The organism is Erwinia sp. AC075, from assembly GCF_979253995.1.
Genome location: NZ_CEEDEU010000001.1, coordinates 84,393 through 110,615, shown reverse-complemented (window position 1 = coordinate 110,615; position 26,223 = coordinate 84,393). Strand labels below are relative to the sequence as shown.

Below are 26,223 nucleotides of genomic sequence, written 5' to 3'. Positions count from 1 at the left end.
TGCACATCAAGGAGCCAAGAGATGAACCAGCTAGACGCACTGAAACAATACACCACCGTGGTGGCTGACAGTGGCGATATCGAATCCATCCGCAATTATCACCCGGAAGATGCCACCACCAACCCGTCTCTGATCCTGAAAGCCTCCAGCCTCGATTCTTACAAACACCTGATTACCGACGCTATCGACTACGCCAAAAAACAGGGCGGCAGCAAAGAGACTCAGATCATCAATGCCAGCGACAAGGTCGCGATTAACCTCGGTATGGAAATTCTGAAAAGCGTTCCAGGACGCGTTTCAACCGAAGTGGATGCACGTCTGTCGTTCGATCGCGGTATGTGTGTCACCAAGGCTGAGAAGCTGGTCAGAATGTACGAAGACAACGGCATTGACCGTTCGCGCATCCTGATCAAACTGGCTTCCACCTGGGAAGGTATCCGCGCTGCGGAAGAACTCGAAAAGAACGGCATCAACTGTAACCTGACGCTGCTGTTCTCCTTCGCTCAGGCGCGCGCCTGTGCTGAAGCCGGCGTGTTCCTGATTTCGCCGTTTGTTGGCCGTATCTTCGACTGGTACAACAGCCGCAAGCCGATCGACCCGTATGTCGTTGATGAAGATCCGGGCGTAGTGTCCGTACGCAACATCTATGAATACTACAAACAGCATCGCTATAACACGGTGATCATGGGTGCCAGCTTCCGTAAAGTTGAGCAGATCCTGGCACTGGCCGGCTGCGATCGTCTGACTATCTCCCCTAACCTGCTGGAAGAACTGCAGGCCAGCGATGCGCCAGTTGAGCGTAAGCTGAAGCCGTCAACCGAGGCCTTTAACCAGCCAACGCCGATGACTGAAGCCGAGTTCCGTTGGGAGCACAATCAGGATCCGATGGCGAATGACAAGCTGGCAGAAGGTATTCGTCAGTTCGCCGTTGACCAGCAGAAGCTGGAAGACGTGCTGTCCGCCAAGCTGTAAACACTCAATAACCAGGGAGAAAAATATGTCTTCACGTAGAGAACTGGCTAATGCCATCCGTGCATTGAGTATGGATGCGGTGCAGAAAGCCAATTCCGGTCACCCAGGTGCCCCAATGGGCATGGCAGATATCGCCGAAGTGTTGTGGCGCGAGTTTATGCATCACAACCCGACCAACCCACTGTGGGCCGATCGCGACCGTTTTATCCTGTCTAACGGCCACGGTTCAATGCTGCTGTACAGCCTGTTGCACCTCACCGGCTACGATTTGCCGATTGAAGAGCTGAAAAACTTCCGTCAGCTGCACTCTAAAACGCCAGGTCACCCGGAATACGGCTATACGCCGGGCGTCGAAACCACCACCGGCCCGCTGGGTCAGGGTCTGGCGAATGCGGTCGGTATGGCAATTGCGGAACGTACGCTGGGCGCGCAGTTTAACCGTCCGGGTCACGATATCGTCGACCACAACACCTACGTCTTCATGGGCGATGGCTGCCTGATGGAAGGGATTTCCCATGAGGTCTCTTCTCTGGCCGGTACGCTGGGTCTGGGTAAACTGATCGGTTTCTATGACCACAACGGCATCTCGATTGATGGCGAAGTGGAAGGATGGTTCAGCGATGATACCGCCAAGCGTTTTGAAGCCTACAACTGGCATGTGATCCACGAAATTGATGGTCACGATGCCGATGCCATCAAAAATGCCATCAAAGAAGCGCAAAGCGTTACCGATAAGCCTTCACTGATTATCTGCAGAACGGTGATTGGTTTTGGTTCGCCGAACAAAGGCGGTAAGGAAGAAGCGCACGGTGCCGCACTGGGCGCTGAAGAAGTGGCGCTGACCCGTAAGCAGCTCGGCTGGAACTACCCTGCCTTTGAAATCCCGAAAGACATTTTTGCCCAGTGGGATGGCAAAGAAGCCGGTGCGAAATACGAGAAGTCGTGGAACGAGAAGTTTGCTGCTTATAAAGCCGCGCATCCGGAACTGGCGAAAGAGTTTTTACGCCGTATGGCCGGCGATCTGCCGGACGTCTGGGAGCAGGAAACGCAGAAGTTCATTACTGAACTGCAGGCTAACCCGCAGAAAATTGCCAGCCGTAAAGCGTCACAAAATACGCTGGAAGCTTACGGTAAGCTGCTGCCGGAATATCTGGGCGGCTCCGCTGACCTGGCGCCAAGTAACCTGACCATCTGGTCTGGCTCTAAGTCGATCAAAGAAGACCATGCCGGTAACTATATTCACTACGGCGTGCGCGAATTTGGTATGACCGCCATTGCCAACGGTCTGGCACTGCACGGTGGCTTTATCCCGTACACCGCGACCTTCCTGATGTTTGTAGAATATGCCCGTAACGCCGTGCGTATGGCCGCGCTGATGAAAGCCCGTCAGATTATGGTTTATACCCATGACTCGATTGGTCTGGGCGAAGATGGCCCGACGCACCAGCCGGTTGAGCAGCTTGCCAGCCTGCGCGTCACGCCAAATATGAGCGTCTGGCGTCCGTGTGACCAGGTTGAGACCGCCGTGGCGTGGAAACATGCCGTTGAGCGCCATCATGGGCCAACCGCGCTGATCCTGTCACGTCAGAACCTGTTGCAGCCTGAGCGTAGTAAAGAGCAGGTCGACAACATCTCTCGTGGTGCTTACGTGCTGAAAGATTGCGAAGGTACGCCGGAAGTGATCCTGATTGCCACCGGTTCAGAAGTGGAAATCACGCTGGGCGCAGCGGCGAAACTGACCGCCAGCGGCCATAAAGTGCGTGTGGTATCGATGCCGTCGACCGAGCTGTTTGATAAGCAGGAAGTGGGTTACCGTGAATCGGTGCTGCCATCCAACGTCACCGCGCGTGTTGCGGTGGAAGCGGGCATTGCAGATTACTGGTTCAAATATGTTGGCCTGAACGGCGCTATCGTCGGCATGACCACCTTTGGTGAGTCAGCGCCTGCCGATAAGCTGTTTAACGAGTTTGGCTTCACGGTTGAGAATATCGTCAGCCATGCTGAAGCACTGCTGAAACCTCACTGAGGTGACTGACCGTTACGATCGCTGACTGAAGGCGATCGCTGATGGACAACAAAAAGCCCGGCAATCTGATTGCCGGGCTTTTTTTATGCCGCGAGAAGCGGCTCTGATGGCTTAATCACCGGGCTTCCCGCTAGGAGGTTAAGGCGTCATTTCCACATTACCGGTTGGCGTCACCGGCAAGGTTTTGCTGGTCCACAGCGTTGGCCAGTCATCGCTGCCGTGCCAGGCATCGCAGGTGCCCTCTTCCGCGAACTCGGCCAGCACAAACTGACGTCCGTTGAACTGCCAGCGTGACGCGGTACCACAATCTCCCAGCCCGCGATCCTTGCTGAAGGTCAGCAGCTCTCCCGAGTTGGCGTCATATTCCGCATTAATCAATTCCAGCTGCTTATCACCGTGGCCAGGCGGCACAAACGGCAAGGTCAGCGTGATGCCCTTGGCAATATAGGGTTCGCTGCGGCTGACTTCAAAAGCCAGATCGATGACGTTATACGCTCCCATCTCACAGCTCACCAGCAGCAGCGCTTTCTGATCGGATAACGGGGCGACGCTGACTTCACGACGCTGCGGATCCAGCGAGCACTCATCGGTATTGATCCGCCAGGTACCAAAATCAATCAGGCCGGTGGTTTCTTCGCGCGTCAGCGGTAAAGGCGGACGCGGCGGCGGAATGATTTCAGGCATCGCCGGCTCAGGCGGCACATCCATCGCCGCACGATCGCCCCGCTTAATCCAGGCGCTCATGCCATTAACCCGTCCCTGAACGTCGTCCATCAGCAGCAGCGCCGCTTTCAGCCCGTGCAGGGAAATGGTGGCGTTTGGCCGGTACAGCAACTGGATATTATCCGCGTCCATCACCTGCGCCAGAAACTCATCGATGGAGATGTTATGCGCGGTGGTCAGATGATGAGGTTCCACCTCCCAGTGCTTCAGGTCGGGCTTCAGTCGCTGCCCGTCCAGCAGCAGGTTATCCTTCAGCGCGGCGCCCTTCAGCTCACCGGTATAGCGGTTGCCATAATCAATGCGCAGCAGCGGCCGGTCATTAATTCCGGCATTACGGCTGAGGGTCATCACCAGGCCATTATCGCCGGGAAAATTACGCACCACACAACTATTAAGGTTATTGCAGGTAATCTGCCAGTCGGAAAAGACTTTTTGCAGCGGCTCGGCATGTAGCGAAGCAGCAAACAGCAGCAGCGAAGCAAAAGGTAATTTCATCCAGTAAGGCATTGAAAACGTGTATCCCAGGGTGACGTAATGGCGACGGAAACGTGCGGATAAGATCAAAAATTCGATACCGCTATAATGACGTCTGCAGGCGGGCAGCTCAATCGGATTTTTCGGACAGTGTTAGTAAAACGTTAAATCAGTCAAATCCACGCATCCGGTCAAAAGCGGTCATGTTATTCTGATTCGGCAATAAGACCGTAGCTGACTATTTCTCTGCGGCACCGTGCTGCAATAGCGAAATAATGTGATGTGGTTCAAGTTGCGGACTTAAAAACATTGCCATTCAATGATTTAAATTAATCACCTTCCCATCAGAAAATGACTTAACTGCGGTTAATTCATTGATCCAGTATATTTACTGAAGGGATATGCGTTTAGCGCTTTTTTAAACTCCTCATGCTTTTTTCCGGCAAAGAAAATCTTTATTAAGGATATCCGAAAATTGCTGATGTTCTTCTTCCCGTATTTGCTATTAGCCTATGGGAGCTTTTAATTATCAGTATGCTGAGAGAGAGTTGATCTGATTAATCGGGTTGGTGTGCCCCGGCAAATGTTGACTTTATTTTGCAACAATAGCGGCATGACGCGGCAGTTTAGCTGCCGCTATCTGGGAAAAGTCCGGCCGCGATGCTCTCCGCGTAAGCCGGTCAGAGAGGGTTACAGTTTCAGCCAGCCTTCCAGCAAGGCGTGCTGAAACAGCATCACCGTTTTGCCGTCCTTGATGCGCCCCTCTTTGACCATCGCCCAGGCCTTGGGGAAAGGAATTTCCATCACATCGATATCTTCATCGTCCACGCCGCCGCCCGCATTGGCGCGCAGGGCATCATTGTATTCTGCGGCGAAGAAGTGGATCAGTTCGGTCACGCCGCCCGGCGACATATACATTTCGTACAGCTTCTCAACGTGGCCGACCTCGTAGCCGGTCTCCTCAATCGCTTCCTTACGGATGCAGTCTTCCGGCGAATCATCGTCCAGCAGCCCGGCGCAGGTTTCAATCAACATGCCGGTTTCATTGCCGTTAACAAAGGTCGCAATACGGAACTGACGGGTGAGGATCACGCTGTTTTTTTCGCGGTTATACAGCAGGATGGTCGCGCCATTGCCGCGGTCATAAACCTCGCGCTTGTGGCGGATAGTGGAGCCATCGTTGGCGGTAAGATCGTAGGTAAAGTTACGCAAAACGAACCAGTTTTCTGACAGGATTTTATTCTTAATCACTTCGATTTTGGCTGACATACAGGCTCCGTTGCGTTTTTAAGGAGCCTGTCATCATAAGGCCAGGCTTAGCGGAAAACTATCCTAATTCAGGCTTTGTTGCGGGCCGCTCCAGCGGGCGATCGCCAGCGCGATGGCGGTGGTGCAGGCAATCAGGTCAGCCACCGGAACATGTTCATTGGGCTGATGGCATAACGCCGGGTCGCCGGGGCCAAAGTTGACGGTCGGCGTGCCGAATAATCCCGGCAGGCCAATATCACTGTGTGCACCAAAGCCGACCAGCGCCGGCGGCATTGCCGCTTCGGTGACCGCTGACTGGAAGGTGGTGACGAAAGGATGGTCGGCGGGCACTTCCGCGCAGTCGGCATCGAGGATCCATTCAATGCGCGCCGGATGCTGCTGCAAATAGGGATCGACCGCGCAGACCCGCGCCAGATAGTCTTCCAGCTCGGCCTTAACGTGGCCGCCGAGACCGAATTGATCCTTTTCCGCCGGCAGATACTGCACGTCAATAATGATTTCGGCCCGTCCGGCGATCGACGCCGGATGCTCACCGGCCTTCAGCTGCGTGACGATGATCTGATTCGGCAGATCCATCAACGGATGATTTTTGCGTGGGTCGGTCTGCCAGCGGCGATTCAGAATATCTATCGCATCGAGCATCTGGCGGCACAGCATAATGGCGTCGACCGGCCCGCTGCTGTTCCAGGCGTTCGGCGTCAACTCCGCGTGGCCACCGATGCCCTCCAGCACAATTTTGCCCCACAGCACGCCATGGCAGATCGGCGCGATGCGGTTGGCGGTGGGTTCGGTCATGATCCCGGCATCGGCCTTAAAGCCGCGATCGACCATCGCCAGCGATCCCATGCCACCAATCTCTTCGTCTACCACCGTCGTGAAAACCACATCTCCGGCCAGCGGAATGTTCAACTCTTTGAGAAACGTCAGCGCCATCAACATGCAGGTGACGCCGCCTTTCATATCTACCGAGCCACGTCCATACACAGCACCGTCCTTCACCACCGGGGTAAAAGGATCGGTGTGCCAGTGCTCCGCAGCACCCGGCGGCACCACGTCGACATGGCCGTTGAGCATGATTGAACGCCCGCCGCCGCTGCCCGCCAGAATCCCGCCCAGATTCGGCCGTCCTTCAAAGGTGCGGCCTTTATTGGCGCCCGGTCGGCCCTGGTATTTGGCGTACAGCGCCGGGCCATCGGGATCCCACAGATCGGTGGTCATGCCTAATGCCTGCAGCCGTTGCTGAAGGTAAAGCTGGCAGCCACGCTCGCCCGGCCCGGCTTCACGCGGATCGACTTTGACGATCGATGGGAAGGCGATCAGATCGCAAAGCGTCTGCACCAGACGATCGGTGTTGGCCTCAACGTGACGCGCAATCTGCTGTGCTAATGTCATGAATTATCTCCGGTAAGATGAGAAGCGGTCGGCCAGCAGCACGGCGATCAGTAACACCCCCACCACGCCCACTTGCCATACCGTATTGATGCCAAACTGCAACAGGCTGGTTTTGATCGCCACCAGCAACAGAGTGGCAGCAAACACGCCGACCACACCGCCCCGGCCACCAAAAATCGCCATGCCACCCAACAGCGCGGCGGTCAGCGATTCCAGCTCCAGATTCACGCCGACATTGGGGCGTCCGCTGCCCAGCCAGGCCAGAGTAATAAATCCGGCACAGCCCGCCAGCGCACCGCAAATGCCGTACACCAGCATGCGCAGACGATCGACAGGAATGCCCACCAGCCTGGCCGAACGTTCGTTGAATCCCATCGCATAAATCCATCGGCCCCAGCTGGTAAAGCGCAGGATTGCCCAGGCGATAACAAACGCGGGGATCACACAGCAGAGGAACGGCAGCGGAATGGCCGCCAGTACGCCGCGTCCCCACGGCAAAATATCGCGCGGGACGCCGGATTGGGCGGCCCCGCCGGTCAGCGCCAGTGCCAGACCGGACCAGGCGTAGAACGTGCCCAGCGTGACGATCAGCGGCCAGATTTTTAGCTTCGCCACCAGATAGCCGTTGAACAGGCCAAGCAGGAAACCGCAGAGCAGGCAAATAACCGGCAGCAGCACCGGCGGTAAACCGGCGTGCAGCGCCATCATGCCCGCCACTGCCGAGAGCGAAACGTTGCCACCGACCGACAAATCGATCCCGGCGCCGCCGGCCAGCACCACCAGCGCCTGGCCTAATGCCACCAGCGCCAGTACGGTGGCAAATTGCAGGATGGTGGTCAGGGTTATCGGGTCCAGCATGCCGGGTTGCAGAATCAATACCGTGCCCAACAGCAGACACCACAACAACACCAGCAGAGAGGTCACCAGATGCGCACGTAAAAATTTCATGCCCTTCCCCGCTTCAGTCCATTCAGGTTTACGCGTCCGCTAATCACTTCCGCACTCAACACCAGCAATAACAACACGCCCGTCACCACCGTCTGCCACAGCGACGGCACGCCCACCAGCAGCAGGCCGTTTTGCAAAATCCGCAGCAGCAGAACGCCTAACACCGTGCCCAACAAACTGCACTGCCCGCCGGTGATGCGGGTTCCGCCCAGCACCACCGCCGCGATGGCTTCCAGCGCCAGCGTGCTGCCGACGGTCATCTCCACGTTGCGGTAGGTGGCCACATAAAAGGTGGCTGCCAGCCCGCACAGCAGGCCGCTCAACATAAAGGTGATAAAGCGCACCCGGGTGACCGGTACGCCGGACAGGCGGGCTTTCTCTTCCGAATGGCCAATCGCCAGCAGATGCGGGCCATAGGCCGTGCGCCGCAACGCCAGCCAGACCAGCAGATAAGCCAGCGCTATCAGCCACGCCATCAGCGGCAGGCCAAGCAAGCGGCCATCCACCCAACGCGTCAGCCCATCGGGCAGATCCGATAACCACTGACCGCCGAGTAAGGCAAAAATGGCGGTGCGGTAGACGCCGTACAAACCCAGCGTGCCGACAATGGCCGGGATGCGTCCCAACACCACCACCACCGCCGTAAAGGCACCGACCAGCATGCCAATCAGCGGGCCGGCAATCGCTGCGGCCAACACCGCGTTCGCCCCCAATAACTGTCCCACGCCCCAGGCCGCCAGCCCCATCACCACGCCGACGGAAACATCGACGCCGCCCATCGCCAGAATCAACGTCATTCCCAAACCAATCAGCAGCAGCTCAACGCTGTTACGCAATACCGTGCCCAGGTTGTCGACGGTGGCAAACCAGGGCGAGGCCAGTGAGAAGATCGCGCAGGCCAGCAGGCAGACGATGGCAAGGGTGATTTCACGCGCCGACCAGCGCCACAGGGTTCCTTTAAGTTGCATGCTCATCAGAAGTGATACTGATCGACGTTATCTTTGGTGAAGACCGCAGGAGCACCCAGCAGCAGGATACCGGTTTTGCTGTCATAGCGGACCGGCTCGGCAAAGCCCGGCACGCGGTTTTCCGCCGCAAATTTTTTGCCGTCGATCAGCGCTTTGCCAGCCCAGACGGTCAGGTAGCCCAGTTTCTCCGGGTCCCACAGCACGCTGTAACCAAAGGCGCCGCTCTTCAGATAGGCGCGCGCGGTGTTCGGGCTGCAGTAGCCTGCGCCAATCACCTTGCCGATTTTCCCGGCGGTTTCGATGGCCTGCGCCACGCCAGGGCAGGTGGTGGACGCGACGGCAATAATGCCTTTCAGGTCAGGATTGGAAGACATCAAATCGGTGGAGATTTGTGCCGCACGACTGGCGGTGCCACCGGCAAACTGCGGTGCCAGTAAGGTAACGTTCGGGTATTTCGCTTTCACCCTCGCCTGCATAAAACCGATCCAGGCATTGAGATTCGATGCGGTCGCTTCGCCAGAGACGATGCCAATTTTGCTGCGATCGCCTACCCGTTTAACCATCTCATCAATGATGCTTTCGCCCAATCCCTGGTCCGTGGCCTGGGCAACATAGACCGCCCGGCCGCTGTCCGGCGCATCGCTGTCGCTGGTGTACAGCGAGATGCCGCGTGATTTGGCCTGTTCAACCACCGGGGCCAGGCTGGAGGCATCCAGCACGCTGACCGAAATGGCCTTTACGCCCTGCGCAATCAGGTTCTGCACGATTTGCAGCTGATCCATCGGGTTGGTGTCCACCGGGCCGGAATAGATAAAATCGACGCCCTGTTCCTTCGCCGCACGGTTGCCACCGTCCTGCATCGCCTGGAAGTACGGAATGCCGACTATCTGCGGCACAAAGGCCACTTTCGGTTTGTCGGCAGCGCTTACCAACTGGCTGACAAGGTAAACAGAAGACGCAAGCAGTGTAAGAGTGACGCGTTTCAACATAGTTAAATTCCACCCAGAGAAAGGAACGATTGGTTAGTCACGGCGTTGTTCAAAGGCGCGCGCATCGGGATGCGCGCCGGTGATCAGCGAGACGATTTCATCCGGCGAGGTCTCTTCCCGTCGCCGTTCGGCAATTTTGCGGCCACGGCGGAAAACCACCATGCGATCGGCCACTTCAAACACGTCGCTGATGTTATGGCTGATCAGCACCACGCCACAGTTACGCTCGGCCAGCCGCCGCGTCAGTGAAAGCACCTTGCGGGTTTCGGCTACCGCCAGCGCGGCGGTCGGTTCGTCCATGATCACCAGTTGGGCATTGAGATTCAGCGCGCGGCAGATCGCCACCGCCTGACAGACTGCCTACCGGCGCTTCTGCATCGGAGATATGCGCATCCAGTTCGGCCAGCAGCTGTTGCACCCGTTCACGCATCGCCTGCATACGTAAAAATGGGATGCCCAGCACCTGCCGTTTCAACTCGCGACCGAGAAAGACGTTTTCGGCAATCGACAGGTTTTCCGCCAGCGCCAGCTCCTGATAAATGGTGGCGATGCCGCAGTCGGACGCCTCTTTCGGCGAGGAGAAACGCACGCTCTTGCCGGAAACAACCAGCTCGCCTTCCGTGGCGCTGTAGGCACCCGACAGGACTTTGGTGAAGGTCGACTTTCCGGCGCCGTTATCCCCCAGCAGCGCAAGCACCTCTCCCCGGTTGATCTCCATGTTGACGCCGTTGAGCGCGGTCAGCGCGCCAAAGCGCTTGGTAATGTTGGTAGCTTTAACCAAAACGTCACCCATAACGGTTTCCCTGATGCTGGCAATAAACGAGTAAACCGGTTTACCCCTTTTCAACATACCGGGCTTACGGCGGTGGTCTTATGGAGGATTATTAAGCAGTTCGCGTGCCAGTTCAGAGGGGTTGTGACAGATATAAAAGCCAGGCGACTGAAAACCCTGCACTAATTTGTGAATGGTCTGGTAAACCGGTTCACGTGTCAGCAGCGGGATTTTTCCGTGTTAAATCAAGGATGCGACTTCGTTGTGCATAATTGCGCCAGTGTGAGGCACGGGCATAAAAAAAGGCGACCTGTAAAAGGCCGCCTTTTTCTGAACGTCTCAGGATTACTTCGCTGAGGTTTCCTTCACCGGTGCATGCTCGGTTTGCGCCACCGCATGCACGCGCTTGCGCACGCCAAACCAGCCGAGGATCAGGATCAACGCAATCAGCGGCACGGCAGCAATGGTGTAAGTCCCGTTAGGGTAATCAAACGCCATCAGCACCAGCACGCTGGCCAGGAACACCAGGGTCAGCCATGAGGTGAACGGTGCCCACGGCATTTTGAAGCTGACGTCTTCCGCTTTCCCTTCTTTGATCGCTTTACGCAGACGCATCTGGCAAACCACGATAAAGCCCCAGGAAGAGATGATGCCCAGTGAAGCGATATTCAGCACGATCTCAAACACGCGCGATGGCACGATATAGTTGAGGTAAACCCCAATAATATAGACGCCAATCGTCACCAGGATGCCCATATAAGGCACCTGCTGACCGCTCATTTTTGACATGAACTTAGGTGCCGAGCCGCCCATCGACATCGAACGCAGAATGCGGCCGGTGGAGTACAGGCCGGAGTTCAGGCTGGACAGCGCCGCGCTCAGCACCACGATATTCATGATGCTGCCAACGTAAGGCACGCCCAGTTTCGAGAAGAAGGTGACGAACGGGCTTTGACCTGCCTGGTAAGCATTCCACGGCAGTAACAGCACCAGCAGCACCACCGAGCCAACGTAGAACAGGCCGATACGCCAGATCACGCTGTTGATTGCCTTCGGCAGCATGGTTTTCGGGTCTTTACATTCGCCGGCCGCCGTCCCCACCAGTTCAATGGAGGCAAAGGCGAAGACCACACCCTGCACCAGCACCAGCGCCGGTAACAGACCATGCGGGAAGAAACCGCCGTTATCGGTGATCAGGTGGAAGCCGGTTGAGTTGCCGTCCAGCGGTTTACCGGTGCCGAGGAACACCACGCCGACAATCAGGAAGATGGCGATAGCCAGTACCTTGATCAGCGCGAACCAGAACTCCATTTCGGCGAACCACTTTACGCCGATCATGTTCATGGTGCCGACAATCGCCAGCGCGCCCAGCGCAAACACCCACTGCGGCACATCGCCGAACGCGCCCCAGTAGTGCATATACAGCGCCACCGCCGTGATATCCACGATACCGGTCATCGCCCAGTTGACGAAGTACATCCAGCCCGCCACGTAGGAGGCTTTTTCGCCAAGGAATTCACGCGCATAGGAAACAAAGCTGCCGCTTGATGGGCGGTGAAGAACCAACTCACCCAGCGCACGCAGGATAAAGAAGGAGAAGATGCCACACACTAAATAGACGATTGCCAGCGCCGGGCCGGCAATCTGCAGACGGGCTCCCGCACCAAGAAACAGTCCTGTCCCTATCGCCCCACCAATCGCAATCATCTGAACGTGACGATTATCCATGGCCTTGTGATAGCCAGAGTCATGAGAATTTAACCAACGTCTTCTTGCGGCGCGTTTGTCTGCGACCGCTGTTTTATCAGCTTTCATTTTCTTTCCTATTATCCTGTCCACAGTATTACGGTTACCCGTCCCAGGTATCCTGATGTCTGTCGCCAACCAAACGATTGCGTCGCAGCACAAACGTCTGGGCAAAAGCCGACTTCCTGTAATTATATTCTTAGCGGAAGCGGCAAAATTGCGGCGATGCATCCTAACCGTTCTGGAAAGCTGACGCAAAAGTTCCGCGCGTGAAATCGTGAGCTTTTGTAATTTTTGCCGGATGGCGCATAAAAAAACCGACCGCAAAGGGCGGTCGGTTCAGTGAAATCACTAAGGCTACACAGGGATAAAACGGAGAGGGTACAGCTTAACGGTAAATCTCTGCGTTACCGCTCCACAGGCTTGAATCACCCGGGGTATCAGCGCGGATAACACGATAGTGCGTGGCGCCCATTTCAGATGCTTTCTGAGAAAGCTGATGGGTTGCGTCATCCAGCGAACCGCTAACGGCCGAGACGGACACTGTACCCATTGATTGCAGATTCTGGCTCTGCTGCGCATCGACCTGAGTAGCGGCCAATGCTGAGAAAGAGGTTGCAGCTAAAAGGGTGGCGGCGACAAGCGCAGGTATTTTGATATTCATAATTGATTTCCTCGTCGAAAGTTATCATTCGTCAGAAAGTTGATGTTGGTTACGGGATCAATTATGACCGTGCTAATGAAAAGCAGGGTGAGCGAGGGGTAAAGGTGTTTAAGGATTGTGAAGAGATCGCGGATTTATCTTAAGAAGCGTCAATAAAAGTTACATTTAACCTGGGATGTAAACAGAGGTGTCAAACCGCACGGGGGAGATACATTTAATCGGGTATTTTAAGCAGTTAAACCACTCTATCCGGGTTGCCACGGCGCTTCAAGCGATACACCGCACGTTTTGAACATTCTTTTTTGCAGCCGCTTCAGGTCAGTATTTTGCTTGTGGGTTGCGGCTATACTGACCGCCTCTCTGATAAAGGATAAGCCGGATGTTTAAACGTTCCGTCACTGGCAGCCTCGCCCGCGCGCTGTTCGCCATTGCCCTGCTTTCAGTGCTGTCGACCGGTCTGGCGCTGCTGACGCTCTCCACCAGCCTGCGCGATGCGGAAGCGGTGAACATTGCCGGATCCCTGCGGATGCAAAGCTATCGACTGGCGTGGGATGCCGCCAGCCAGCGGTCTGAACTGGCGAAAGATATCGCCGCGTATCAGAAATCCGTGCAGGCGCCGCCTTTAAAAGCATTGGATCGGGCCTATGTGCCGGAGAGTGTCCGGGCCCGCTATCATGCCCTGCTCCATGACTGGCAGAGCCTGCAGCCGGCGTTACTGGCGGGAGAGACTCAGCACTACCAGCAAAACGTCTCCTTATATGTCGCGCAGATCGATCGTTTTGTGCTGGCGCTGCAGCACTGGGCCGAACTGAAGATGAAACTGGTGGCCGGCGTCAGCCTGCTCGGCTTTATCGCCATCGCCCTGCTGGTGTTTCTGACGTTAAGACGGGTGAAGCGCCAGGTGGTGATCCCGCTGAATAAGCTGGTGAACGCCAGCCATGAGATTGAGCAGGCCCATTTTCAGCACGCGCCGCTGGATACCGGACTGAGCAACGAACTGGGCGTGCTGGCCCGCGCCTTCACCAGCATGTCGGCTGAACTGGATAAGCAGGTGCAACGCCTCGAACAGGCGGTAAAAGAGAAAACCAGCGACCTGAGTCAGGCTAACCGCCATCTGGCGCTGCTTTATCACTGCTCGGAAACCCTTAACCGCCACCTGAATCCTGCCGACGCCTGGCCGGAGGTGCTGGAAAAAGTCATTGAGCATCAAGGCCTCAGCGCGATTGAACTGAGCGCCGATCCCCACGGCACGCTGAGCGCTGGCCAGCCCAATCCCCATCTGCCGTGGCTGAGCCTGCCGCTGGCGGAGAAACCCGCATCGGCATTACGCTGGCAGGCAACAACCAGTGAGCCGCAACTGATGCAGGGACTGGCCACCATGCTGGCCCGCTCGCTGCAACTCGATCGTGCGCAGCAAAGAGTTCACCATCTGCTGGTGATCGAGGAGCGCGCCACCATCGCCCGCGAGCTGCATGATTCCCTGGCACAGTCCCTCGCCTATCTGCGCATTCAGCTCGCCAGATTAAAACGGGTGGTCGATAGCAAGGCGGAACCGGCGCTGGCGATTGTGGCTGAGATCGATCGCGCCCTGACCGAAGCGAATATTCAGCTGCGCGAGTTACTGACCACCTTCCGCCTGTCGGTTGAACCCGCAGATTTAGCCACCGCGCTGCGCCAGGCGATCGCCACCCTGCGCACGCAGTCCAGCGCTGAAATCGTGTTAGAGAGTGAGCCAGCAGTACAGCATCTGGAGGCACAACAGCAGGTTCATGTGCTGCAAATCGTGCGCGAAGCCCTGCTCAATGCCATTCGTCATGCCCAGGCATCGCGGATTGTGATCCGCTGCAGCCGCACGGGTCCGGGAGAAAATTTGATTGAAATTCATGATGATGGTGTCGGTATCGCCGACGCGGCCTCGCCACCCGGGCATTACGGCCTGTCGATTATGCAGGAACGGGCCAAAAGCCTGCACGGCGGCATAACCATCTGTTCCGCCGACGACCAGGGGACCACCGTCTCATTACGCTTCCCGGCATAGCGATGAGGTCACGGTCGTCAGATCAGATATTGCTGATGGCACAAGGGCTGACGGCGTACGTCTGCGGACGAATTAGCACGATAATTTACACTTTCTCCTCATTTTCTCCACGATTCTTCACAATGCTGAGGGTAAAGTGTTTGCTGCCGAAGCAGTTTGAATAAACTAGAAAAATTTGCGGCGGACCGGATTTCAGAAGCCCGCGCCCAAGAATAAGGCCGGCGCATTTCCTTTCCCGATTACTTGCCAGGAGCCTTATTCAATGGCGAATTTTTTTATCGATCGCCCGATCTTCGCGTGGGTGATAGCGATTTTACTTTGCCTGACCGGCACACTGGCTATTTTAAAACTCCCCATTGAGCAATATCCCGACCTGGCTCCGCCTAACGTCCGCATCACTGCCAACTATCCTGGCGCCTCCGCCGAAACGCTGGAGAATACCGTAACCCAGGTTATCGAACAGAATATGACGGGCATCGATAACATGATGTACATGTCTTCCCAGAGCAGTAATACCGGGCAGGCAACCATCACCCTGACCTTTACCGCCGGAACCAACCCGGATGAAGCGCGCCAGCAGGTGCAGAACCAGCTGCAGGCCGCGCTGCGTAAGCTGCCGCAGGACGTGCAGACCCAGGGCGTCACGGTGACCAAAACCGGTGACACCAATATTTTGATGGTGGCGTTCGTCTCCACCGACGGCAGTATGGATAAGCAGGATATTTCCGATTACGTCGCCAGTAACGTGCAGGATCCACTCAGCCGTATTGATGGCGTGGGCGAAGTGGATGCTTACGGTTCGCAGTACGCGATGCGCATCTGGCTCGATCCCAACAAGATGATCAATTACGCCCTGACCACCTCGGATATAGTTTCGGCGATTGAGTCGCAAAACAGCCAGGTGGCCGTGGGTCAGCTGGGCGGCCTGCCGTCTGTCGATCGCCAGGCGCTGAATGCCACCATTAACTCGCAATCCCTGTTAAACACGCCGCAGCAGTTCCGCGATATCACCCTGCGGGTAAACCAGGACGGGTCAGAAGTAAAACTCGGCGACGTGGCGGATGTGGCACTGGGCGCGGAGAAATATGACTTCCTCAGCCAGTACAACGGCCAGGCCGCCTCCGGTCTGGGGATCAAGCTGGCGTCCGGCGCGAATGAGCTGCAAACCGATGAGCTGGTGCGCGCCCGTATTGAAGAGCTGTCGCACTTCTTCCCACACGGGCTGAAAGCAGAGGTCGCTTATGAAACCACGCCGTTTGTTAAAGCGTCGATTGAGGATGTGGTCAAAACCCTGATTGAAGCGGTGATCCTGGTATTTGTGGTGATGTATCTGTTTATGCAGAACTTCCGCGCCACGCTGATCCCAACCATCGCCGTACCGGTGGTGTTGCTCGGGACCTTTACCATCCTGTCTGCCTTCGGTTTCAGTATCAACACCCTGACCATGTTCGCCATGGTGCTGGCAATCGGGCTGCTGGTCGATGACGCCATTGTGGTGGTGGAGAACGTTGAGCGAATAATGAGTGAGGAAGGACTCTCGCCGCGTGATGCCACCCGAAAATCGATGGGACAGATTCAGGGCGCGCTGGTGGGGATTGCGCTGGTGCTGTCAGCGGTATTTATTCCGATGGCCTTCTTTGGCGGCACCACCGGAGCAATCTACCGTCAGTTCTCGGTGACCATCGTGTCCGCCATGGTGCTGTCGGTGCTGGTGGCGATGATCCTGACCCCTGCCCTGTGCGCCACGCTGCTTAAACCTATCGCTAAGGGCCATCATCATGGTCGCCGCGGGTTCTTCGGCTGGTTCAACCGCATGTTCAACCGCAATGCCGAACGCTATGAACGTGGCGTGGGCAAAATTCTGGCCAAAGCCGGACGCTGGATGGTGCTGTATGTGCTGCTGATCGCCGGGATGGCCTTTATGTTCCTGCGCCTGCCAACCTCCTTCCTGCCGCTTGAAGACCGTGGCGTGTTCACCACCCAGGTGCAGTTACCGCCGGGCTCCACGCTGCAGGAAACCAATAAGGTGGTTAATAAGGTTGAGCAGTACTATCTGACCGAGGAGAAGAACAACGTGCTGTCGGTGTTCTCGACCATTGGTGCCGGTCCAGGCGGGAATGGTCAGAACGTGGCGCGTATGTTTGTCCGCTTAAAAGACTGGGGAGACCGCCCAGGCGCCGAAAACACCTCCTTCGCGATCATTGAACGGGCAACGGCCGCCTTTAAGAAGATCAAAGAAGGCCGCGTGATTGCCAGCAGCCCGCCGGCCATTACCGGGCTGGGGAACTCAGCCGGATTTGATATGGAATTGCAGGATCACGCCGGCCTGGGCCACGATGCGTTGATGAAGGCGCGCGATCGGCTGCTGGCCGCCGCCGAGGGCAATACCTCGTTAGTGCGCGTGCGCCATAACGGTCTGGATGATACGCCGCAGTTACGGATTAACGTCGACCAGCATAAAGCTCAGGCGCTGGGGGTTTCCATTGATGATATCAATAACACCCTGCAGACCGGCTGGGGCTCGACCTACGTTAACGACTTCCTCGACCGTGGCCGCGTGAAGAAGGTCTATGTTCAGGCCGCAGCAAAATACCGCATGTTGCCGGACGACATCAGCAAGTGGTACGTGCGCAACAGCAGCGGCGGCATGGTGCCGTTTACCGCATTCGCCACCACCAGTTGGGAAACCGGTTCGCCACGCCTGGAGCGCTATAACGGCTATTCCGCGGTGGAAATTGTCGGTGAATCCGGTCAGGGGATCAGTACCGGTACCGCCATGGACGTGATGGAAAATCTGGTCAGCAAACTGCCTACCGGCTTTGGCCTGCAATGGACCGGCGCGTCCTATCAGGAACGGATGTCCGGCTCGCAGGCGCCTGCGCTGTATGCTATTTCTCTGCTGGTGGTGTTCCTCTGTCTGGCGGCACTGTATGAGAGCTGGTCGATTCCGTTCTCGGTGATGCTGGTGGTGCCGCTCGGCGTGATCGGCGCGCTGGTGGCCACTTGGGCACGCGGTCTGGAAAATGACGTTTACTTCCAGGTTGGCCTGTTGACGGTTATCGGCCTGTCGGCGAAGAATGCCATTCTGATTGTGGAATTCGCCAATGAAATCAATTCAAAAGGCCGGGATCTGCTGGAATCGACCCTGGAAGCCTCGAAACAGCGTCTGCGTCCGATTCTGATGACCTCACTGGCCTTTATCTTTGGCGTATTGCCGATGGTGATCAGTAACGGGGCCGGCTCCAGTAGCCAGCATGCGGTGGGCACGGGCGTGATGGGCGGTATGATTTCCGCCACGGTGCTGGCGATCTTCTTTGTCCCGCTGTTCTTTGTGTTAGTCAGACGGCGCTTCCCGGTACAGGAAAAACCCGGCAAATAAACGAACAAAGGCAGCACCGAGGTGCTGCCTTTTTCTGTTCTGGAGGTGGCCGGTGTTGCCCGATCCGCCTTACTTAAAGAAGGTGTTATTTACGCGTTAACATTGCTTCGATAAAGTCTTTCCAGGTCCCCATTTCTGTATCAATCATAAATCACCTCTCTTTTATTGTGGGTCCATTATAGGATTAATCCTAAGGCGAAGTGAATCATTTTCGCTCACCCATACCATCGGCAGTTTCGATCAAAACTGTAATTTGCGTGGCAGGACACAGTTCTGCCGTTATCATTGGCAGACTAATCAATAGCGTGATTATCGTTCGAAAACCAGAGGGAAAAGCATGATTCAGATGGTACTGACGACCTCTTACGAAAAACCTGACGTCGACTGGCAGGAACTGGCCGATCTTATCGAGCGCGCCGGCCTTAGCCGCCGCGATCCGCACACTCTTCAGCGCGCCTATCAGCATTCTCAGTTTGTCTGGTTTGGCTACGTCGAAGGTAAGCTGATGGCGACGGCGCATGCCATTAGCGACATGACCTATGCTTCCTACCTTTCCGATGTGATTGTCGACGCGACTTTCCAGGGCAAGGGATATGGCGGGCAATTGATGGCGGCGATTATGCAAGCGCTGGCGCCCTGTGGAAAAGTCTTTATCTACTCAATGCCGGACAAAATCAGCTTCTATAAGAAACTGGGCTATGCGCCATTAACGACCGGGATGATTTATGCAGAAGGGACGGCATTACTGAGGTTGCAGGAGAAGGGATTCGTCAGCGGATAGAACCTGGGGGGCCCTGCGCCCCCCATCCACGTCCACTGTTATTTCAGAACTATCACTTTATCGTAGCCGCCGCTCTCGCTGTCGATATGCGTTTTGGCATCGGGATGGTCCAGCATCACCGCCTCAACGATGTGATTGAACTCATCACACCGGCTGGTTTTCTTCCGCACGATCACGATCATTGATTGTGTCTCTTCAACCGAATGGGCGGAAGACGCTTTCATATAGTTCATATTGTCCCTCCTTACGCTAAGTCTCTGTCTGGGTGATGATATTCTGTGCTTCCCTGCTGCCTCGCAGGCGCATCCGTTGTAGACTAACCGCCTGAACAGTATCGAATATAGTTGAAACCCACAGAAAAAAGAAGGGAACCGTCATGCTTACAATGTACGGCATCAAAAATTGCGACACCATTAAGAAGGCGCGAAAGTACCTGGAAGCCGAGGCGGTGGCCTATCAGTTTCATGACTACCGTGCCGATGGCCTGGACAGCGCAACCTTGCAGGGCTTCATCGACGTGCTGGGCTGGGAAGCCTTGCTGAACACCCGTGGCACCACGTGGCGCAAGCTCAGCGAGGAAACGCGCAATGGGGTGAATAATGCGGCAACTGCACGCGAACTGATGCTGGAACAGCCGGCAATCATCAAACGCCCGTTGCTCTGCAGCGCAGACGGCTCTATGCTGCTGGGCTTTAGTGAAGCAACCTACCAGCCATTTATTTCGGAGAAGTCCTGATTATGTTTTGTCCGGTCATCGAGCTGACGCAGCAGCTTATTCGTCGCCCTTCCCTCAGCCCGGATGATGCCGGCTGTCAGGCTATTTTGATCGAACGCCTTAAGGCGCTTGGCTTCACCATTGAGCCGATGAACATTGGCGATACCCTCAATGTCTGGGCGTGGCGTGGCCAGGGCGAAACGCTGGCCTTTGCCGGGCATACCGACGTGGTGCCAACCGGCGATGCCAGCCGCTGGATCAACCCGCCGTTTGAACCGACCATCCGTGATGGCATGCTTTACGGGCGCGGCGCAGCCGATATGAAAGGCTCGCTGGCAGCGATGATTGTTGCGGCTGAGCGCTTCGTGACCAGTAATCCGAACCATAAAGGTCGTCTGGCATTTCTGATCACCTCAGATGAAGAAGCCAGTGCCACCAATGGCACGGTGAAAGTGGTTGAAGCGCTGATGGCGCGCAAAGAGCGCATGGATTACTGTCTGGTCGGCGAACCGTCCAGCACCGAAATCGTCGGCGACGTGGTGAAAAATGGCCGCCGCGGATCGATGACCGCCAATCTGACCGTGCATGGCGTTCAGGGTCACGTGGCCTATCCTCATCTGGCCGACAACCCGGTACATCGCGCGCTGCCGGCGCTCAATGAGCTGGTCGCCACCGAGTGGGATCAGGGCAATGAATTCTTCCCGCCGACCAGTATGCAAATTGCCAACGTGCAGGCCGGAACCGGCAGCAACAATGTGATCCCCGGTGAATGCTTTGTGCAGTTTAACTTCCGCTTCAGCACCGAGCTGACGGACGCGATGATTAAGCAGAAAGTGCAGGAGCTGTTGGATCGTCACCAGCTGCGTTACACGCTGGAGTGGAATGTTTCCGGCCAGCCGTTCCTGACGTCTCGCGGCAAGTTGGTCGATGCGGTAGTAAATGCCGTTGAGCACTATAATGAAATTAAACCGCAGTTGCTGACCACCGGCGGCACTTCAGACGGTCGTTTTATCGCCCGAATGGGTGCGCAGGTGGTTGAACTGGGTCCGGTGAATGCCACCATTCATAAAATCAATGAGTGTGTCAAAGCCGCCGACCTGCAACTGCTGAGCCGCATGTACCAGCGGATTATGGAACAGCTAATCGCTTAAGCGAATAAGGTGAGAATATGGAATGGCTGAAAGAGTATTGGTGGCTGTTGGTGATTGTGCTGATGGTAGGCGTGCTGATGAACGTCTATAAAGATCTGAAGCGCATCGATCCGAAAAAATATATGGCGAACAAACCGGATTTGCCACCGCATCGGGATTTTAACGATAAGTGGGATGACGACGACGACCTGCCGAAAAAGAAATAAGTCGCAGGGGCCTCGGCCCCTGCTTTACCCTTCCCGTTCTACCCGCTCACTTTCCTGATTTCGATGACGCGCTGATGGCGTGCATCAGGCTCTGCCAGCGTTCGCTGGCTGCGGCATCCAGGCCCGTTAACGCTCTTTGCGTCTCCTGTCGCCAACCGGCCAGCAGTGCCTTGCGGCCAGACAGGCCAAAGTGCTGATTGAGTTCCGCTGCCGACTTCTCCCCCACCATCGCCCCGTTAAGCAACGGCAGATCGCTCTGGCACTGGCTGACCAGCCGCCCCAGCGCGCCAAAGCTGGCTTCAAACGGACGGTGGCCCCAGGCAAAGCCTGCCAGCTCGCGCCAGTCTTCTTCATTCAGCTGCCAATCGTCCGCCTCAGGCAGTTGCAGTGCGATGCCGGGAACAAGTCGCTGTAACCACGGCCAGTCGCGTTGAAGCCGTTTTTCGGCACAGGCCTGCAGCTGTTCAGCCGGTTCACTTAATGGCAGGATCGCCATCGCCGTAAAACAGCCGCTGCTGGCTTCACGCTGGCTGCCCAGCCGCATCAGCTTAAAGCCGCAGGATTGCCAGAAGGCCCAAAGCTCTGCGGTATACCCAAAGCTGACCGACAAATAATCCAGCCCGTCGGCATCTTCCCTGCTCCGTTCCACCATTTGACGGCCGATGCCCTGGCGCCGCCGTTCAGGTGCAATGGCAATCCGACTGATACGCCGGGAACGAAGCTGGGCGGCTGCGGGCCAGCCACCATGAGCGGCTAGAGACTGCGCCACCAGATTTCCCCGGGGACGCCGAAAGCCGGCCCAGACCGCCTCGGACAGAGCGGCTGTCAAACCACCTTCATCAACCAGTAGCATCGCCCCCTGCACGGTATTGCCCTGCGATGCCAGGCTGAAATGCATGCCTGGCGCATCCATCATCCGCCGCAAATCCAGCGGCGAAGTACGGTAGTGGGCGCTCGCCAGCAGCTGATACATGGCGGACAATTGTTGCGGCTGAGTCAGCCAAGCGGATTGCTCAGGGAACGAAAATTGCAGCGGCAGCGTGCTTTGCTCTGGCTCCGCTTCCGCAATCAGCAGCGCCTGATTAATAAAGCGCTCCAGCGGATCATCGGCTGACCAGCGCAGCGGCTGATCCAGTTTACGCAGCGTCACCTGCGGCAGGCTGGCACAGAATTTCAGCATAAAGCCGCGACCGGTGCCTTCGTAACCCTGCAAGGTCGAGGTCAGCAACACGCGGGGATACAGCGCCACCAGCTGCCGCAGGATCGGCGCCGGTAAGGCTGCGGCTTCGTCCACCAGCAGCCAGTCGATCGGCTGCGGCCGCTGTTCAGGGCTGAGAGCCAGCAGCCGGTCCGGTGCGATAAACTCAAAAGCGTCGCCGGCGAATTCTGCCAGCACATCGGTGGCCACTTTGGCCGGTGCGGTTATCAGGCAACGCCCTGGCCAGCGTGCCGCCAGCAGCCCGGCCAGCGCAGACTTTCCTCTGCCGCGCGGTGCGACAATCACAGAGATACCGGGCTCGCTGGCCAGCAACGCATCTAGCACTGCCTGCTGCTGTGACGTATCATCAGGCCGCCAGGCAGGCGATGTGGGCAGAGACGGTAAGGTGAATGGCTGATGCTGCTGGAGCAGCGCAATGCTGTCGTCCTGCTCAACCAGTTGCTGAAAACGACGGATAAAATTACAGGAAGGAATGGCCGAAGCCTGTTCGCTCCAGCGCAATGAATCGGTGTCTGGTAAGGTGGCCCAACGCGACCAGTCGGGCACCAGCATCAGCAGCCAGCTGCCTGCTTTTAGCGTGCCGGAAAGTGCGGCCAGCGCTTCGGCATGAAAACCGCTGCGGGCATCAAACACCGCGTGCAGAAACTCGCGCCCCAGCAGGGTTCTTGCCGCCGCCGGCGCGCAGTTCAGCGGACTGTGGGGTGCATCGCCCAGCCACATCCAGTCGCCCGGTAACCAGGCCATCCACTGCTCGGCCTGATGCTGGCACCAGCTATCGTCGCCGCTGATCACCAGGATTTGCCGCAGCCCTTGCTGCCTGAGATGTTCGCTATGGCGTAGTGTGTCGTTAACCCCGGCCATAATCAGCGACTAAAGGTGTCGCACTGGCCCGGATTACCGCTATCAAACCCTTTTTTGAACCAGCTGTAACGCTGCTCTGACGTCCCATGGGTAAAGCTGTCCGGTACTACCCGACCCTGACCACGCTGTTGCAGACGATCGTCACCGATCGCTTCAGCGGCGTTAAGCGCTTCCTGCAAATCGCCAGGTTCAAGGATATTTTGCTTTTGCATGTAGTAACCCCACACGCCAGCAAAGCAGTCCGCCTGTAACTCCATTTTCACCGAAAGCTGATTAGCCTGAGTCTGGCTTGCACCCTGCTGCATCTGGCGGACTTTTTGCTCAATGCCCAACAATCTCTGTACGTGGTGACCCACTTCATGAGCAATAACATATCCCTGGGCGAAATCTCCGTCCGCCCCCAGCTTGTTTTTCATTTCATCGTAAAACGACAGGTCAATGTAAACCGTGGTATCAGCCGGGCAGTAAAAAGGCCCCATCACTGACTGACCGGTACCACAACCTGTGCGGGTGGCCCCGCGATACATCACCAGTTTGGGTGGCGTATAGGTTTTACCCATTTTCTGAAAAAGCTGCTGCCAGGTATCTTCCGTGGTGGCAAGGATCACTGAGGTAAATTTGGCCGCTTCATCCTGCTGCGGCTTGATGCTGCTCTGGCGTTGCGGGGCTGGCTGAGAAACGCTGCTGCTTTCACCGGTCAGCAACGGGCTAAGGTCATAGCCATAGTAGCTGGCGATCACCACCACAATCAGCAGAATGATGCCGCCTTTGCCCCGGGGAATGCGCATTCTTCCCGCCCCCATTGATGGCGACGAACCAGAATCATCACGGCGATCGTCCACATTGTCGCTCTCGCGGCGCCCTTGCCAACGCATACCTTACCTCTCGTTATGTCCATTTCACGGCTGTTAGATTGATTTTAGACGTGTGTCTCAGGTAACACCAGCTAACCGGGCGTAACCTGCGATTTGAGTTAATCAGACGGGGAGAATACGGGCAATGCGAGGGAAAAGAAAGGCTGCGGTATGAGCGCCGCAGCCACAAATCTTAGTCGAGCTTCACACCCAGACGGGTGGCGACTTCTTCATAGGCTTCAATCAGGCCGCCCAGACTCTGACGGTAACGGTCTTTGTCCATTTTGTTCAGGGTGTCTTTATCCCACAGGCGCGCGCCGTCCGGCGAGAACTCATCGCCCAGCACCACTTCACCCTTGAACAGGCCAAACTCCAGCTTGAAGTCCACCAGGATCAGGCCAGCATCGGAGAACAGCTTGCTCAGTACTTCGTTCGCTTTGTAGGTCAGCTCACGCATACGGGCCAGATTCTCTTTGTTCACCCAACCAAAGGTTTCGCAGTAGGATTCGTTAACCATCGGATCGTGCTTGGCATCATCCTTCAGGAACAGGTCAAACAGCGGTGGGTTGAGGATCATTCCCTCTTCCACGCCCAGACGCTTCACCAGCGAGCCAGCGGCACGGTTACGCATCACGCACTCTACCGGGACCATATCCAGCTTTTTGACCAGCGCTTCGTTATCAGACAGCAGCGCTTCCATCTGCGTTGGGATACCGGCTTCCTGCAGTTTAGTCATGATGAAATGGTTAAACTTATTGTTAATCATTCCTTTGCGATCAAACTGTTCGATACGTTCACCGTCCAGTGCTGACGTATCGTTGCGGAATTCGAGTACCAACAGATCCGGGTTTTCGGTGCTGTAAACGGTTTTCGCTTTGCCGCGATACAACTCAGCTTGCTTTTGCATCTTCTTAAACTCCAAAAATAGAACGGGAAAAATTGTGCTGTCGCTAGTTTATTCTCTGTGGCGAAAAAATCGAAGCAATCGTTTACGTACAGAGGAATAAAAAAGGCCGGAGAGATCCGGCCTTAGGGTTTACTTGCTAAAGGCTGCGTTAAATACGGCAACCAGTGCGTCGTTTTGCGACTGGGTCAACGTATGGCCTTTAGGATCGAGGAACTGCAGGCTGCTGCGGTTATCCAGATCGCCGACCTGCAGCTTATAATCGCCGTTGGTCAGACCCGGATCTTTCGCGCCCAGCGCGTCCCACTCATCACTGCCCAGCGTTTTGTAAGTCACGTTCAGGCTGCCCTGAGAACGGTTAGTATCGGTGACTTTCCAGCCTGCGCGTTGCAGGGCTGCTGGCAGACGTTCCCACACGGTGTTGAACGGTGCGCGAACAATCAGATCCGGCAAGCCGGTATCATCTGCGCCGCTCTGCACGTCAATCTGCGCGGAACTGCGTTTAGCTGCCGCGTTTTCACGTGAGGTTTCGTTTTTATCCAGACCGCTGCTCAGCTCGTTCAGCATCTGCGCGGTGTAGCGCTGCAGCTGGACCGGTGAGTTCACGCCTTTGCCTTCCTGCTGCAGTTCCAGCAGTTTGACCGACAATGCCTGCTGATAACCCTGCTGCTGCACGCTGATCTGGTAGCGGCCACGATACTGATGATCTTCATCAGCACGGTTCCACTGCACCCAATCGGTGGTCAGCGTCTGGGTGGCATCAGTCCGGCTGGCAATCGGGTAATTCTTCGCCTGCACCACATCGACAACCTGCGGCCACAGTGAACCGGTACGCGCGCTGTCCAGTAACAGGACGCCAGAATTACCGGCAAACTGCGTCCGGGTGCCGTTCATCAACGCCAGTGGCTGAGCCGGTGGACGGATGTCCAGCTGCTTGCCAATCGCGCCGGTGGTGCTGGCGGAAGGAATGTCGAAATCGCCATTCTGCAACGGCATCACCATCCCTGCCGGGGCGTGCAGATCGCTTACATCAGCCGCTTTCAGATAAGATTCATCGCCGCTGACCTGACGCTTGTAACGCTGGTCGCTGGAACATGCTGCCAGCAGCATCACCAAAGAAAGCCCTACCACTTTTGCTACCGTGGACTTTTGTACTGAATAAGCCATTAAAA

At 56.4% G+C, this 26,223-nt stretch carries 24 protein-coding genes; 8 read left to right on the top strand and 16 right to left on the bottom strand.

The features are described 5' to 3' along the window. The first annotated feature begins 21 nt into the window (after positions 1-21). Positions 22-972 carry a transaldolase gene (gene tal, locus AC0IXH_RS00450; RefSeq protein WP_013203330.1) on the top strand — a complete coding sequence of 317 codons (951 nt, stop codon included), beginning with the start codon at positions 22-24 and terminating at the stop codon, positions 970-972. A 25-nt stretch (positions 973-997) separates the two neighbouring features. After that, positions 998-2,998 carry a transketolase gene (gene tkt, locus AC0IXH_RS00445; RefSeq protein ID WP_471719737.1) on the top strand — a complete coding sequence of 667 codons (2,001 nt, stop codon included), beginning with the start codon at positions 998-1,000 and terminating at the stop codon, positions 2,996-2,998. A gap of 138 nt (positions 2,999-3,136) precedes the next feature. Here tkt and AC0IXH_RS00440 read toward each other — a convergent pair whose 3' ends face one another. The 10 genes from AC0IXH_RS00440 to AC0IXH_RS00395 all read right to left on the bottom strand — a co-directional run bounded on the left by AC0IXH_RS00440 (position 3,137) and on the right by AC0IXH_RS00395 (position 12,943). Continuing rightward, complete coding sequence (locus AC0IXH_RS00440) at positions 3,137-4,228, bottom strand: DUF1176 domain-containing protein (RefSeq protein WP_053144486.1); 1,092 nt, start codon at positions 4,226-4,228, stop codon at positions 3,137-3,139. Positions 4,229-4,885: 657 nt separating this feature from the next. After that, on the bottom strand, positions 4,886-5,464 hold the full coding sequence (gene nudK, locus AC0IXH_RS00435) for a GDP-mannose pyrophosphatase NudK (protein ID WP_013203333.1): 579 nt from the start codon (positions 5,462-5,464) through the stop codon (positions 4,886-4,888). Positions 5,465-5,527: 63 nt separating this feature from the next. Next, positions 5,528-6,856: a M20 family metallopeptidase gene (locus AC0IXH_RS00430; RefSeq protein WP_346566330.1), complete on the bottom strand. Its 1,329-nt coding sequence runs from the start codon at positions 6,854-6,856 to the stop codon at positions 5,528-5,530. A gap of 3 nt (positions 6,857-6,859) precedes the next feature. After that, positions 6,860-7,804, bottom strand: coding sequence for an ABC transporter permease (locus tag AC0IXH_RS00425; RefSeq protein ID WP_013203335.1), 945 nt, complete (start codon positions 7,802-7,804; stop codon positions 6,860-6,862). Next, on the bottom strand, positions 7,801-8,778 hold the full coding sequence (locus AC0IXH_RS00420) for an ABC transporter permease (RefSeq protein WP_471719736.1): 978 nt from the start codon (positions 8,776-8,778) through the stop codon (positions 7,801-7,803). The genes AC0IXH_RS00425 and AC0IXH_RS00420 overlap by 4 nt, the downstream gene beginning before the upstream one ends. Beyond that, on the bottom strand, positions 8,778-9,761 hold the full coding sequence (locus AC0IXH_RS00415) for an autoinducer 2 ABC transporter substrate-binding protein (protein ID WP_471719735.1): 984 nt from the start codon (positions 9,759-9,761) through the stop codon (positions 8,778-8,780). The genes AC0IXH_RS00420 and AC0IXH_RS00415 overlap by 1 nt, the downstream gene beginning before the upstream one ends. Before the next feature lie 33 nt (positions 9,762-9,794). Beyond that, on the bottom strand, positions 9,795-10,061 hold the full coding sequence (locus AC0IXH_RS00410) for a hypothetical protein (RefSeq protein WP_471719734.1): 267 nt from the start codon (positions 10,059-10,061) through the stop codon (positions 9,795-9,797). Further along, positions 9,982-10,554: an ATP-binding cassette domain-containing protein gene (locus tag AC0IXH_RS00405; RefSeq protein WP_471719733.1), complete on the bottom strand. Its 573-nt coding sequence runs from the start codon at positions 10,552-10,554 to the stop codon at positions 9,982-9,984. The genes AC0IXH_RS00410 and AC0IXH_RS00405 overlap by 80 nt, the downstream gene beginning before the upstream one ends. Before the next feature lie 324 nt (positions 10,555-10,878). Then, on the bottom strand, positions 10,879-12,348 hold the full coding sequence (ansP, locus tag AC0IXH_RS00400) for an L-asparagine permease (RefSeq protein WP_013203339.1): 1,470 nt from the start codon (positions 12,346-12,348) through the stop codon (positions 10,879-10,881). Positions 12,349-12,667: 319 nt separating this feature from the next. Further along, complete coding sequence (locus tag AC0IXH_RS00395; RefSeq protein ID WP_013203341.1) at positions 12,668-12,943, bottom strand: YdgH/BhsA/McbA-like domain containing protein; 276 nt, start codon at positions 12,941-12,943, stop codon at positions 12,668-12,670. A gap of 379 nt (positions 12,944-13,322) precedes the next feature. On the opposite strand from AC0IXH_RS00395, the gene narQ reads away from it, so the two are divergent. Both narQ and acrD read left to right on the top strand, forming a co-directional pair. After that, positions 13,323-14,981: a nitrate/nitrite two-component system sensor histidine kinase NarQ gene (narQ, locus tag AC0IXH_RS00390; RefSeq protein WP_471719732.1), complete on the top strand. Its 1,659-nt coding sequence runs from the start codon at positions 13,323-13,325 to the stop codon at positions 14,979-14,981. 262 nt (positions 14,982-15,243) lie between these two features. Then, a complete protein-coding gene (acrD, locus tag AC0IXH_RS00385) occupies positions 15,244-18,360 on the top strand; it encodes a multidrug efflux RND transporter permease AcrD (protein ID WP_346593935.1) in 3,117 nt (1,038 codons plus the stop codon). Between the two features lie 85 nt (positions 18,361-18,445). Here acrD and ypfM read toward each other — a convergent pair whose 3' ends face one another. Beyond that, positions 18,446-18,508 carry a protein YpfM gene (gene ypfM / locus AC0IXH_RS00380; RefSeq protein ID WP_141653794.1) on the bottom strand — a complete coding sequence of 21 codons (63 nt, stop codon included), beginning with the start codon at positions 18,506-18,508 and terminating at the stop codon, positions 18,446-18,448. A 198-nt stretch (positions 18,509-18,706) separates the two neighbouring features. On the opposite strand from ypfM, the gene AC0IXH_RS00375 reads away from it, so the two are divergent. Further along, positions 18,707-19,141, top strand: a complete 435-nt coding sequence (locus AC0IXH_RS00375) for a GNAT family N-acetyltransferase (RefSeq protein WP_041692382.1) — start codon at positions 18,707-18,709, stop codon at positions 19,139-19,141. 38 nt (positions 19,142-19,179) lie between these two features. On the opposite strand, the gene AC0IXH_RS00370 is transcribed toward AC0IXH_RS00375, so the two are convergent. Next, positions 19,180-19,374 carry a hypothetical protein gene (locus tag AC0IXH_RS00370; protein WP_013203346.1) on the bottom strand — a complete coding sequence of 65 codons (195 nt, stop codon included), beginning with the start codon at positions 19,372-19,374 and terminating at the stop codon, positions 19,180-19,182. Between the two features lie 143 nt (positions 19,375-19,517). Here AC0IXH_RS00370 and AC0IXH_RS00365 point away from each other — a divergent pair, with 143 nt between their 5' ends. Genes AC0IXH_RS00365 through AC0IXH_RS00355 form a run of 3 tightly spaced genes read left to right on the top strand, consistent with a single transcriptional unit; the run spans position 19,518 to position 21,213 of the window. Beyond that, a complete protein-coding gene (locus AC0IXH_RS00365; protein ID WP_013203347.1) occupies positions 19,518-19,877 on the top strand; it encodes an ArsC family reductase in 360 nt (119 codons plus the stop codon). Between the two features lie 2 nt (positions 19,878-19,879). After that, positions 19,880-21,007 (top strand): succinyl-diaminopimelate desuccinylase, encoded by a 1,128-nt coding sequence (gene dapE / locus AC0IXH_RS00360; RefSeq protein WP_013203348.1) that lies wholly within the window; start codon positions 19,880-19,882, stop codon positions 21,005-21,007. Positions 21,008-21,024: 17 nt separating this feature from the next. Beyond that, entirely contained in the window at positions 21,025-21,213 is a 189-nt protein-coding gene (locus AC0IXH_RS00355; RefSeq protein ID WP_013203349.1) for a YpfN family protein, read from the top strand. Between the two features lie 46 nt (positions 21,214-21,259). On the opposite strand, the gene AC0IXH_RS00350 is transcribed toward AC0IXH_RS00355, so the two are convergent. From AC0IXH_RS00350 to bamC, 4 genes are all read right to left on the bottom strand, one after another. Next, entirely contained in the window at positions 21,260-23,293 is a 2,034-nt protein-coding gene (locus AC0IXH_RS00350; RefSeq protein ID WP_471719731.1) for a tRNA(Met) cytidine acetyltransferase TmcA, read from the bottom strand. Positions 23,294-23,295: 2 nt separating this feature from the next. Then, entirely contained in the window at positions 23,296-24,168 is an 873-nt protein-coding gene (gene ypfJ, locus AC0IXH_RS00345) for a KPN_02809 family neutral zinc metallopeptidase (protein ID WP_013203351.1), read from the bottom strand. A 172-nt stretch (positions 24,169-24,340) separates the two neighbouring features. After that, on the bottom strand, positions 24,341-25,054 hold the full coding sequence (gene purC, locus AC0IXH_RS00340) for a phosphoribosylaminoimidazolesuccinocarboxamide synthase (protein ID WP_013203352.1): 714 nt from the start codon (positions 25,052-25,054) through the stop codon (positions 24,341-24,343). Between the two features lie 129 nt (positions 25,055-25,183). Further along, a complete protein-coding gene (gene bamC, locus AC0IXH_RS00335; RefSeq protein WP_013203353.1) occupies positions 25,184-26,218 on the bottom strand; it encodes an outer membrane protein assembly factor BamC in 1,035 nt (344 codons plus the stop codon). Positions 26,219-26,223: the final 5 nt, after the last annotated feature.

Excerpts from the sequence above, each read along its gene's own strand:
- AC0IXH_RS00350 (WP_471719731.1), bottom strand. The coding sequence starts at position 23,293 with ATGGCCGGGGTTAACGACACACTACGCCATAGCGAACATCTCAGGCAG.
- AC0IXH_RS00395 (WP_013203341.1), bottom strand. The coding sequence starts at position 12,943 with ATGAATATCAAAATACCTGCGCTTGTCGCCGCCACCCTTTTAGCTGCA.
- ansP (WP_013203339.1), bottom strand. The coding sequence starts at position 12,348 with ATGAAAGCTGATAAAACAGCGGTCGCAGACAAACGCGCCGCAAGAAGA.
- AC0IXH_RS00405 (WP_471719733.1), bottom strand. The coding sequence starts at position 10,554 with ATGGGTGACGTTTTGGTTAAAGCTACCAACATTACCAAGCGCTTTGGC.
- nudK (WP_013203333.1), bottom strand. The coding sequence starts at position 5,464 with ATGTCAGCCAAAATCGAAGTGATTAAGAATAAAATCCTGTCAGAAAAC.
- AC0IXH_RS00410 (WP_471719734.1), bottom strand. The coding sequence starts at position 10,061 with ATGGACGAACCGACCGCCGCGCTGGCGGTAGCCGAAACCCGCAAGGTG.
- AC0IXH_RS00375 (WP_041692382.1), top strand. The coding sequence starts at position 18,707 with ATGGTACTGACGACCTCTTACGAAAAACCTGACGTCGACTGGCAGGAA.
- AC0IXH_RS00420 (WP_471719736.1), bottom strand. The coding sequence starts at position 8,778 with ATGAGCATGCAACTTAAAGGAACCCTGTGGCGCTGGTCGGCGCGTGAA.
- purC (WP_013203352.1), bottom strand. The coding sequence starts at position 25,054 with ATGCAAAAGCAAGCTGAGTTGTATCGCGGCAAAGCGAAAACCGTTTAC.
- AC0IXH_RS00425 (WP_013203335.1), bottom strand. The coding sequence starts at position 7,804 with ATGAAATTTTTACGTGCGCATCTGGTGACCTCTCTGCTGGTGTTGTTG.
- tkt (WP_471719737.1), top strand. The coding sequence starts at position 998 with ATGTCTTCACGTAGAGAACTGGCTAATGCCATCCGTGCATTGAGTATG.
- AC0IXH_RS00355 (WP_013203349.1), top strand. The coding sequence starts at position 21,025 with ATGGAATGGCTGAAAGAGTATTGGTGGCTGTTGGTGATTGTGCTGATG.
- AC0IXH_RS00430 (WP_346566330.1), bottom strand. The coding sequence starts at position 6,856 with ATGACATTAGCACAGCAGATTGCGCGTCACGTTGAGGCCAACACCGAT.
- bamC (WP_013203353.1), bottom strand. The coding sequence starts at position 26,218 with ATGGCTTATTCAGTACAAAAGTCCACGGTAGCAAAAGTGGTAGGGCTT.
- AC0IXH_RS00370 (WP_013203346.1), bottom strand. The coding sequence starts at position 19,374 with ATGAACTATATGAAAGCGTCTTCCGCCCATTCGGTTGAAGAGACACAA.
- dapE (WP_013203348.1), top strand. The coding sequence starts at position 19,880 with ATGTTTTGTCCGGTCATCGAGCTGACGCAGCAGCTTATTCGTCGCCCT.
- tal (WP_013203330.1), top strand. The coding sequence starts at position 22 with ATGAACCAGCTAGACGCACTGAAACAATACACCACCGTGGTGGCTGAC.
- ypfJ (WP_013203351.1), bottom strand. The coding sequence starts at position 24,168 with ATGCGTTGGCAAGGGCGCCGCGAGAGCGACAATGTGGACGATCGCCGT.
- AC0IXH_RS00415 (WP_471719735.1), bottom strand. The coding sequence starts at position 9,761 with ATGTTGAAACGCGTCACTCTTACACTGCTTGCGTCTTCTGTTTACCTT.
- acrD (WP_346593935.1), top strand. The coding sequence starts at position 15,244 with ATGGCGAATTTTTTTATCGATCGCCCGATCTTCGCGTGGGTGATAGCG.
- AC0IXH_RS00365 (WP_013203347.1), top strand. The coding sequence starts at position 19,518 with ATGCTTACAATGTACGGCATCAAAAATTGCGACACCATTAAGAAGGCG.
- narQ (WP_471719732.1), top strand. The coding sequence starts at position 13,323 with ATGTTTAAACGTTCCGTCACTGGCAGCCTCGCCCGCGCGCTGTTCGCC.
- AC0IXH_RS00440 (WP_053144486.1), bottom strand. The coding sequence starts at position 4,228 with ATGCCTTACTGGATGAAATTACCTTTTGCTTCGCTGCTGCTGTTTGCT.